This is a genomic window from Saccharothrix deserti (assembly GCF_009769385.1).
GTDB lineage: Bacteria > Actinomycetota > Actinomycetes > Mycobacteriales > Pseudonocardiaceae > Actinosynnema > Actinosynnema deserti.
Genome location: NZ_VKAB01000098.1, coordinates 1 through 9,937, shown reverse-complemented (window position 1 = coordinate 9,937; position 9,937 = coordinate 1). Strand labels below are relative to the sequence as shown.

Genomic DNA, 9,937 nt, shown 5'->3' with positions numbered 1-9,937 from the left:
ACACCACCTGGGTCGAACCGTTCACCGCCGCCAGATCCACCCCGTCACCCAACAAGGAGGCGACCTCGGCCTCGGTCGCCTCCACCGCCACCATCGCCCCGCCCTCGGGCAACGCCTCCATCAACCCACCCCGCGCCGCCACCAGACGACAGGCATCCTCCAACGACAACACACCCGCGACATGCGCCGCCGCGATCTCCCCCACCGAATGCCCGGCCAGCAACGCAGGCCGCACACCCCACGACTCCAGCAACCGGAACAACGCCACCTCGAACGCGAACAACCCCGGCTGCACAAAACCCGTACGACGCAACAACCCCCGGTCATCACCCCACAACACATCCCGCAGACCCGGGAAGAAACCCATCACCTCGTCCCACACCGCCGCGAACACCGGAAACCCGGCGTGCAGCTCCCGGCCCATACCCAACCGCTGCGAACCCTGACCCGAAAACACAAACCCGACCGAACCACCAACAACCCGCCGACCACCGACCACCGACGTCAAGGCCGACAACAACTCCTCACGAGTCCGACCGACCACCATCGCACGATGATCAAAGGACGGACGCCGAGCGAGAGTGCTCGCAATGTCCCGGGGTTCCCAGGCCGGCTCAGCCGACAGATGCTCGTGCAACCGCCGCGCCTGCGCCGCCAAAGCACCGGCACTGCGCGCCGACAACAACAACGGCAGCACCGCCGGGGCCGGGACATCCACGACGGGAGCCTCGGGGGCCTGTTCCAGGATCACATGGGCGTTGGTGCCGCTGATCCCGAACGACGACACCGCCGCCCGACGCGGACGATCGACCTCGGGCCAGGGACGCTGCTCGGCCAACACCTCCACCTTGCCCGCCGACCAATCCACGACCGGAGTCGGTTCGTCGACGTGCAAGGTCCTCGGCAGGACGCCGTGCCGCATCGCCTGCACCATCTTGATGATCCCGCCAACACCGGCAGCAGCCTGAGCATGACCGATGTTCGACTTCAACGACCCCAAATACAGCGGCTCGCCCTCACGACGACCATAAGTCGCCAACAACGCCTGCGCCTCGATCGGGTCACCCAACCGGGTTCCGGTGCCGTGGCCCTCGACCGCGTCCACGTCGTCGGCGGACAGTCGGGCGGCGGACAGTGCGGCGCGGATCACCCGCTCCTGCGACGGACCGTTCGGCGCGGTCAAGCCATTCGACGCGCCGTCCTGATTCACCGCCGAACCACGCACCACCGCCAACACCCGATGCCCCGCCGCACGAGCCACCGACAACCGCTCCACCACCAGCAAACCGACACCCTCGGCCCACGACGTGCCATCCGCACCGGCACCGAACGCCTTGCACCGACCATCCACCGCCAAACCACGCTGCCGCGAGAACTCCACGAACGACGCCGGAGTGGACATGACCGTCGCACCGCCCGCCAGGGCCAGGTCGCACTCGCCGGAGCGGATGGCGTTCACCGCCAAGTGCAGGGCCACCAGCGACGACGAGCACGCCGTGTCCACAGTGACCGCCGGCCCCTCCAGCCCGAACACATAGGACACCCGACCGGACGCGACGCTGCCCGCGTTGCCGCTGCCCAGGTAGCCTTCGAGGTCCTTGGGGATCGGCGAGATGCCCGACGCGTAGTCGTGGTACATGAGACCGGCGAACACGCCGGTCCGACTCCCCTTCAACGACAACGGATCCACACCCGCGTGCTCAAACGCCTCCCACGCAGCCTCCAACAACAACCGCTGCTGCGGATCAGTCGCCAACGCCTCACGCGGCGACATACCAAAAAACCCCGCATCGAAGAGGTCCGCGTCGTGCAGGAAGCCGCCTTCCCGCACATAGGTCTTCCCGGCCTGTTCGGGGTCGGGGTCGAACAGCGCGTCCACGTCCCAACCCCGGCCGGTGGGGAATGGCGACACGGCGTCGACCTCACCCGCCACCAGGTCCCACAGCTCGTCGGCCGACGACACGCCACCGGGGAACCGGCACGCCATGCCGACGATCACGATGGGGTCGTCGTCGGCCGCGACGGCGGACGGCGCGACCGGCGAGGCGACGACCGCGCCGCCGAACAGCTCCGCCGACAGGTACGCGGCCAGGTCGTCGGGCGTCGGGTGGTCGAACACCAGCGTCGCCGGCAGGCGCAGGCCCACCGCCGCGCCGAGCTGGTTGCGCAGTTCCACGGAGGTGAGCGAGTCGAAGCCCAGCTCCCGGAACGAGCGGTCGACCGGGATGGCCGAGCCGTCCGCGTGACCCAGCACCACCGCGACCTTCGCCCGCACCAGCTCCAGCACCGCGCCCGGGTCGGACAGGGCGTCACCAGTGCCGTCGGACGCCGCCCGCCGTGCCACCGCCGGCACGAGTCGGCGCAGCACGGCGGGGACGTCGTGCTGCTTGCGCAGGGCGGCGGTGTCCAGATCGGTCAGGACGGCCGTGGGCACGCCGGAGGCCACGGCGAGGTCGAACGACCGCAGTGCATCCGCAGTGGACATGGCGCGTTGGCCGAGGCGGGCGATGCGCCGCACATCGGTGTCGCCGAGGCGGTCGGTGAGGCCGCTGCTCTCCGCCCACAGACCCCACGCCAGCGAGGTGGCGGGCAGCCCGTGCGCGGCGCGGTGCTCGGCCAGCGCGTCGAGGAACGCGTTGGCCGCCGCGTAGTTGGCCTGGCCCGCCGTGCCCAGCACACCCGCCATCGACGAATAGAGCACGAACGCCGACAGACCCGACGTCAACTCGTGCAAGTGCCACGCCGCATCCACCTTCGCCCGCAACACGGCGTCCACCTGCTCGGGCGTGAGGTCGGTGACCAGGCCGTCGACCACGACGCCTGCGGTGTGGACGACGGCGGACAGGCCGTCGACGCCCGCGAGCAAACCCGCCACCGCATCCCGATCCGCCACATCACACGCCACCACATCCACCACGGCACCCGCCGCCACCAACTCCTCCCGCAACCCCGACGCACCCGACGCATCAAGACCACTGCGAGAGACCAGGACCAGCCGACGTGTGCCGTGCACCCGGACGAGGTGGCGGGCGAGTGCGCCGCCCAGCGCACCCGTGCCGCCCGTGATGAGGACCGTGTCCCACTGCGCCGCTGTGGTGTCGGTCGGCTCCGACCAGGTGAGCCTGGGCGCGGACGCCTTCCCGTCGCGGATCACGACCTGCGGCTCACCGGTCGCCGCCGCAGCGGCCAGGAGGGACGGGGCGACATCGTCGTCCACGTCCACCAAGACGAACCGACCCGGGTGCTCCGCCTGGGCCGACCCGATCAGGCCCCGGACGGCGGCGTGGGCGGGGTCGGGGTCTGCGCCCGTCGCGCGTCGGGTCACGACGACCAGCGGCGACGTCCGCTCCTCCCCCAGCCATCGCCGCACCTCCGCGAGCGCGGCGTGCACGACGTCGCGGGTGCCCGTCACGACGTCGTCGCCCGCAGCCGGGACGGCCCACACCTCGACCTCCGGCCGCTCGCCGTCCGGGAGGGTGATCTCGTCCCGGTCGACGCGCAGCAGGCGGCGGCCCGCCCCGCGCAGCGCGTCCGCCTGCACCGGCCGCACGGTGAGCGAGCCGACCTCCACCACCGGGACGCCGGCGGGATCGACGGCGGTCAGCGACACGGCGTCCGCGCCGGTCGGGACCAGCCGCACGCGCAGGGTGGACGCGCTGGTGGCGTACACGGCGACGTCGGCCCACGAGAACGGCAGACCGGTCGGGCCGTCGTCGCCCACCACGCCGGGCAGCAGGGCGTGCAGGGCCGCGTCGAGGAGCGCGGGGTGCAACGTGAAGGCGTCGTGGTCCGCGCTCTCGTCCAGCGCGACCTCGGCGTAGACGGCGCCGTCCGCGCGCCACGCGCGGCGCAGGCCCTGGAACGCGGGGCCGTACTCGTAGCCCTCGGCCGCCAGCCGGTCGTACGCGCCGTCCAGCTCGACCTCGACCGCGTCCGCCGGCGGCCACGCCCCGAGCCCCGTGCCGGGCCGCGCCACCGCCGACAGGACGCCCGTGGCGTGCCGGGTCCACGGTTCGTCCTCGTCTCGGCGCGAGAACAGCTCGACGTCGCGCCGACCGTCCCGCGCCGCACCCACCACGACCTGGACCACCACCGGCTCCCGTTCCGGCAGGACCAGCGGGGCGAGGTGGGTCAGCTCGGCGACGTGTCCGCACCCGACCTGCTCGCCGGCGCGCAGCACGAGTTCGACCACGCCCGCGCCGGGCAGGAGTGGCACGCCGTGCACGCGGTGGTCGCCGAGCCAGCCGAGCCGCGATCCCGACAGCACTCCCGTCAGGACGACCTCGTCGCTGCCCGCGATGGAGACCACGGCTCCGAGCATGGGGTGCTCGGCCGCACGGAGCCCGATCGCGCGCACGTCGCCCAGACCGGTACTCGATTCCAACCAGAACCGCTCGTGCTGGAACGGGTAGGTGGGCAGGTCGACCAGCCGACCGCCGACCCGGTCCTGCCACGCCACGTCCACGCCGTGTTCCCACAGCGCCCCCAGTGCGCCGATGAACGCCTCGGGCTCGGGCTTGTCGCCGCGCGACGCCGGGATCGCCGCGACATCCGCCGTATCGGCCACCATCGCCGTCAGCACGCCGCCCGGCCCGATCTCCAACACCGCCGTCACGCCGTTGTCCGCCAACGTGCGCACACTGTCGGCGAACCGGACCGGCTCCCGCACATGCCGGACCCAGTACTCCGCCGACGTCACATCGCCAGTCGTCGCCAGCGGGATCTCCGGGTGGTGGAAGGACAAGCCCTCCACCACCGCACGGAAGTCGTCCAGCATCGGATCCATCAACACCGAGTGGAACGCGTGCGACACCTCAAGCCGCTTCCACCGCCGCTGCCCCAGATTCGCTACTGCGGCCACGACGGCGTCCTCACGACCCGACAACACCACCTGGGTCGAACCGTTCACCGCCGCCAGATCCACACCGTCACCCAACAAGGAGGCGACCTCGGCCTCGGTCGCCTCCACCGCCACCATCGCCCCGCCCTCGGGCAACGCCTCCATCAACCCGCCCCGCGCCGCCACCAGACGACACGCATCCTCCAACGACAACACACCCGCGACATGCGCCGCCGCGATCTCCCCCACCGAATGCCCCGCCAGACAGCCAGGGCGCACACCCCACGACTCCAGCAACCGGAACAACGCCACCTCAAAGGCGAACAACCCCGGCTGCACAAAACCCGTACGACGCAACAACCCCCGGTCATCACCCCACAACACATCCCGCAGACCCGGGAAGAAACCCATCACCTCGTCCCACACCGCCGCGAACACCGGAAACCCGGCATACAGCTCCCGACCCATACCCAACCGCTGCGAACCCTGACCCGAAAACACAAACCCGACCGACCCACCAACAACCCGCCGGACACTGCCAAGCCAACCCAGACCAGCCAACAACTCCTCACGAGTCCGACCGACGACCGTCGCACGGTGATCGAGCGGCGACCGTCGAGCGAGGGTGCTCGCGACGTCCTGCGGCTCCAGCAAGGGGTTGTCGGACAAGTGGTGGCGGAGGCGTCGGGCCTGCTCGGCCAGGGCATCGGCACTACGCGCCGACAACAACAACGGCACCGCACTCAATGCCGGGACATCGACGCCGGGAGCCTCGGGGGCCTGTTCCAGGATCACGTGCGCATTCGTGCCGCTGATCCCGAACGACGACACCGCAGCCCGACGCGGACGATCGACCACCGGCCAAGGACGCTGCTCGGCCAGCACTCGCACGTTGCCCGCCGACCAATCCACGACCGGCGACAGCTCGTCGGCGTGCAGGGACTTGGGCAGGACGCCGTGCCGCATCGCCTGCACCATCTTGATCACGCTGCCGATGCCCGCCGCCGCCTGGGCGTGCCCGATGTTCGACTTCAGCGACCCCAAATACAGCGGCTCGCCCTCACGACGACCATAAGTCGCCAACAACGCCTGCGCCTCGATCGGATCACCCAACCGCGTACCCGTACCGTGCGCCTCCACCACATCCACATCACCCACGTCCAACCCGGCCGACACCAACGCCGCCCGAATCACCCGCTCCTGCGACGGACCATTCGGCGCCGTCAACCCATTCGACGCACCGTCCTGATTCACCGCCGAACCACGCACCACACCCAACACCCGACGACCAGCCGCACGAGCCACCGACAACCGCTCCACCACCACCAGGCCGATGCCCTCCGACAGCACGGTGCCGTCGGCCGCCGCGGAGAAGGGCTTGCAGTGGCCGTCCCGAGCCAGACCGCGCTGCCGCGAGAACCCGATGATCACGCCCGGCGTGGACATCACCGTCACGCCGCCGGCCAGTGCCAGGTCGCACTCGCCGCGCCGCAGGGCGTTCACCGCGAGGTGCAGGGCCACCAGCGACGACGAGCACGCCGTGTCGACGCTGATCGCCGGCCCCTCCAGGCCGTAGGTGTAGGACACGCGACCGGCCGCCACGCTGGCGGCGGTGCCGTTGCCCAGGTGGCCCTCCAGGTCGTCGGGGATGTCCGCCGTCTCGGACCCGTAGTCGTGGTACATGAGACCGGCGAACACACCGGTCCGACTCCCCTTCAACGACAACGGATCCACACCCGCGTGCTCAAACGCCTCCCACGCAGCCTCCAACAACAACCGCTGCTGCGGATCAGTCGCCAACGCCTCACGCGGCGACATACCAAAAAACCCCGCATCGAACTCCGCAGCACGATCCAGAAAACCACCACTGCGGACATACGCCTTACCCACCCGGTCCGGATCCGGGTCGTACAACCCCTCCAGGTCCCAACCCCTATCGGTCGGGAACGGCCCGATCGCCTCGACCCCGCCCGCAACCAGGTCCCACAGCTGGTCCGGTGACGCCACGCCACCGGGGTAGCGGCATCCGATGCCCACGATCGCGATGGGCTCGGTCAGCCGCTCCTCGACGTCGCGCAGCTTCCGGCGCGTGTCGCGGGCGTCGTTGAGCGCACGCTTGAGGTAGTCGCGGAGCTTCGTCTCGTCGGCCACAGTCGGTCTTCCCCCAAGTATCGGATCAGTCGAGTTCGTCCACGAGCGCGTACAGCTCATCGTCGGTCGCGGTGTCGAAGTCGAGGTCGTCGATGGAGTCGCGGCGGTCCGCCTCTCCCACGAGCGCGAGCAGTTCCCGCAGCCGGCGGGTGATCTCGCCGGTCGCCGCCTCGTCGGCGGCGGCTTCGGTGATCACGGTCTTGAGCCGGTCGAGATCGGCGAGCACCGGCTCGACGGGGTCCGGCGTCAGCAGGTCGTCGAGGTGCGCGGCGAGCACGGCCGGTGTCGGGTGGTCGAACACGAGGGTCGCCGACAGCCGCAGGCCGGTCCGGGTGGTGAGCCGGTTGCGCAGCTCGACCGCCGTCAGCGAGTCGAAGCCCAGCTCCTGGAACGCCCGGTCGGTCGCGACGGTGTCGACGTCCGCGTGCCCGAGGACGGCCGCGACTTGGGCGCGCACCAGCGTCAGCAGCGCCTCCCGGCGCTCGTCCGGCGGTAGCGCGCCGAGGTCCGCGGTGACGGGTTCCGCCACCTCGCCGGCCGGCCGTGGTGCGAGGTCGCGCAGGACCACGGGGACGTCACCGGTGAGCGCCGCCGCGTCCACCCGGGACAGTGCGGTCGTCGCCAGCCCGGAGGCCAGGGCGGTGTCGAACAGCGCCAGGCCGTCGGCGTCGGTCAGCGGCACGAGGCCGTTGCGGGTCACCCGGCGCACGTCCACGGCGTCCATGTCGGCGGTGAGCCCGCTGCTCTGCGCCCACAGGCCCCACGCCATCGACACCGCGGGCAGACCCGATGCCGCCCGCAGCTCGGCCAGAGCGTCCAGGGACGCGTTGGCCGCCGCGTAGTTGGCCTGGCCCGCCGTGCCCAGCACACCCGCCATCGACGAATAGAGCACGAACGCCGACAGACCCGACGTCAACTCGTGCAAGTGCCACGCCGCATCCACCTTCGCCCGCAACACGGCGTCGACCCGCTCGGGCGTCAGCGACCCGACCACGCCGTCGTCGAGCACACCCGCCGTGTGGACGACGGCGGACAGGCCGTCGACGCCCGCGAGCAAACCCGCCACCGCATCCCGATCCGCCACATCACACGCCACCACATCCACCACGGCACCCGCCGCCACCAACTCCTCCCGCAACCCCGACGCACCCGACGCATCAAGACCACTGCGAGAGACCAGGACCAGCCGCTTCACGCCGCGCTCCGCCACCAGGTGCCGGGCCAGCAGGCCGCCGAGCAGTCCGGTTCCGCCGGTCACGAGCACGGCGCCGGAGCCGAGGTCGGGTGCCGCGTCGCGGTCCACCGCGCCCACCCGTGCCAGGCGCGGCACCAGCACCCGGCTGCCGCGCACGGCCACCTGCGTCTCGCCCGCCGCGAGGGCGCCGGCCACCAGCGACTCGGCGTCCGGGCTGTCGTCCAGGTCGGCCAGCGCGAACCGGCCGGGGTTCTCCGACTGCGCCGACCGCACCAGGCCCCACACCGCCGCGTGGGCGGGGTCGACGTCCGCGCCCGCGGCGACAGCGTTGCGCGTCACCAACACCAGGCGCGACGCCCCGTCGTCGGACAGCCACTCCTGCACCAGGCGCAGGACCTCGATGACGGTGGCGCGCACGTCCGCGCCCGAGGCGACCTCGCGCACCGGCACGCGGTGGAACACCAGCGCCGGGTCGGCCGGGGTTGGCGACACCGGTTCCTCGCGCCAGTCCACCCGCAGCAGGCCGTCGCGGGCGACGTGGTCGGCCCGCAGCAGCGCGCCCGGCGCGACCGGCCGCACGACCAGCGACTCGACCTCCACGACCGCGCGCCCGGACTCGTCCACCGCGAGGACGGACAGCTCGTCCGTGCCGGTCCAGCTGAGCCGCACGCGCAGGGTCGACCCCCCTGGGCGCAGCCGCACGCCGGACCAGGAGAACGGCAGCAGCAGCCGGTCGTCGGCGGTGAGCAGCGGGTGCAGCACCGCGTCGAGCAGCGCCGGGTGCAGGCCGCTCCAGCCTTCGTCGCCCGCCGTCACTTCGGCGTGCACGACGCCGTCGGACCGCCACAGCCGCCGCAGGCCCCGGAACACCGGCCCGTAGCCGTAGCCGCGCTCGGCCAGTGCCGCGTACACGTTGTCCAGGTCCACCTCCTCGCCGGCCGGCGGCCACGCGCCGAGGTCCGCGGCGGCCTCCGGCACCGGCTGCCCGACCACGCCTTCGGCGTGCAGGACCCACTCGTCGTCCTGCCGCGAGAACACCCGCACCGCCCGGCGGCCGTCCAGTGCGGCGCCGACCACCACCTGCACGCGCACCGCGCCCGTCTCGGGCAGCACCAGCGGCGCGGACAGCGTCAGCTCCTCGATCGAGGCGTAGCCGGTGCGGCCACCCGCCCACGCGGCGAGTTCGGCGAGCACCGCGCCCGGCACGACCACGACGCCGAGCACGCGGTGGTCGGCGAGCCACCCGGCCGAGCCGACGTCCAGCAGGCCGGCGAACACCGTCTCGTCGGCGCCCGCGACGCCGACCTCCGCGCCCAGCAGCGGGTGGCCGGCAGCGTCCAGGCCCGCCGACCCGACATCGCCGACGCGGCTGCCGCCCTCCAGCCAGTAGCGGCGGTGCCGGAACGGGTAGGTCGGCAGGTCGACCAGCCGCGCGCCGCTGCCCTCGAAGAACGCCCGCCAGTCCACCGGGACGCCCCGCACGTGCGCCTCGCCCAGCGAGGTGAGGAACCGGGTGAGGCCGCCCTCGTCGCGGCGCAGCGAACCGGTCACCACGGCCGGCGCGCCGTGCGCGTCCATCGCGTCCTGGATGCTCATGGCCAGCACCGGGTGCGCGCTGACCTCGATGAACGCCCGGTGCCCCTGCTCGACGAGCGCGTCGACGGCCTCGGCGAACCGCACGGGCTGCCGCAGGTTGCGGTACCAGTAGTCGGCGCCCATGGTCGTGGTGTCGAGCCATTCACCGTCCACTG

2 protein-coding genes are annotated in these 9,937 nt (G+C 72.0%); both read right to left on the bottom strand.

The features are described from left to right. On the bottom strand, positions 1–7,051 hold a 7,051-nt coding region (locus FM051_RS48840; protein WP_158854678.1), incomplete at its 3' end, for a type I polyketide synthase. Further along, positions 7,017–9,937 (bottom strand): type I polyketide synthase (locus FM051_RS53540; RefSeq protein WP_158854676.1); only part of this gene is annotated, 2,921 nt, incomplete at its 5' end. The genes FM051_RS48840 and FM051_RS53540, both read right to left, overlap by 35 nt.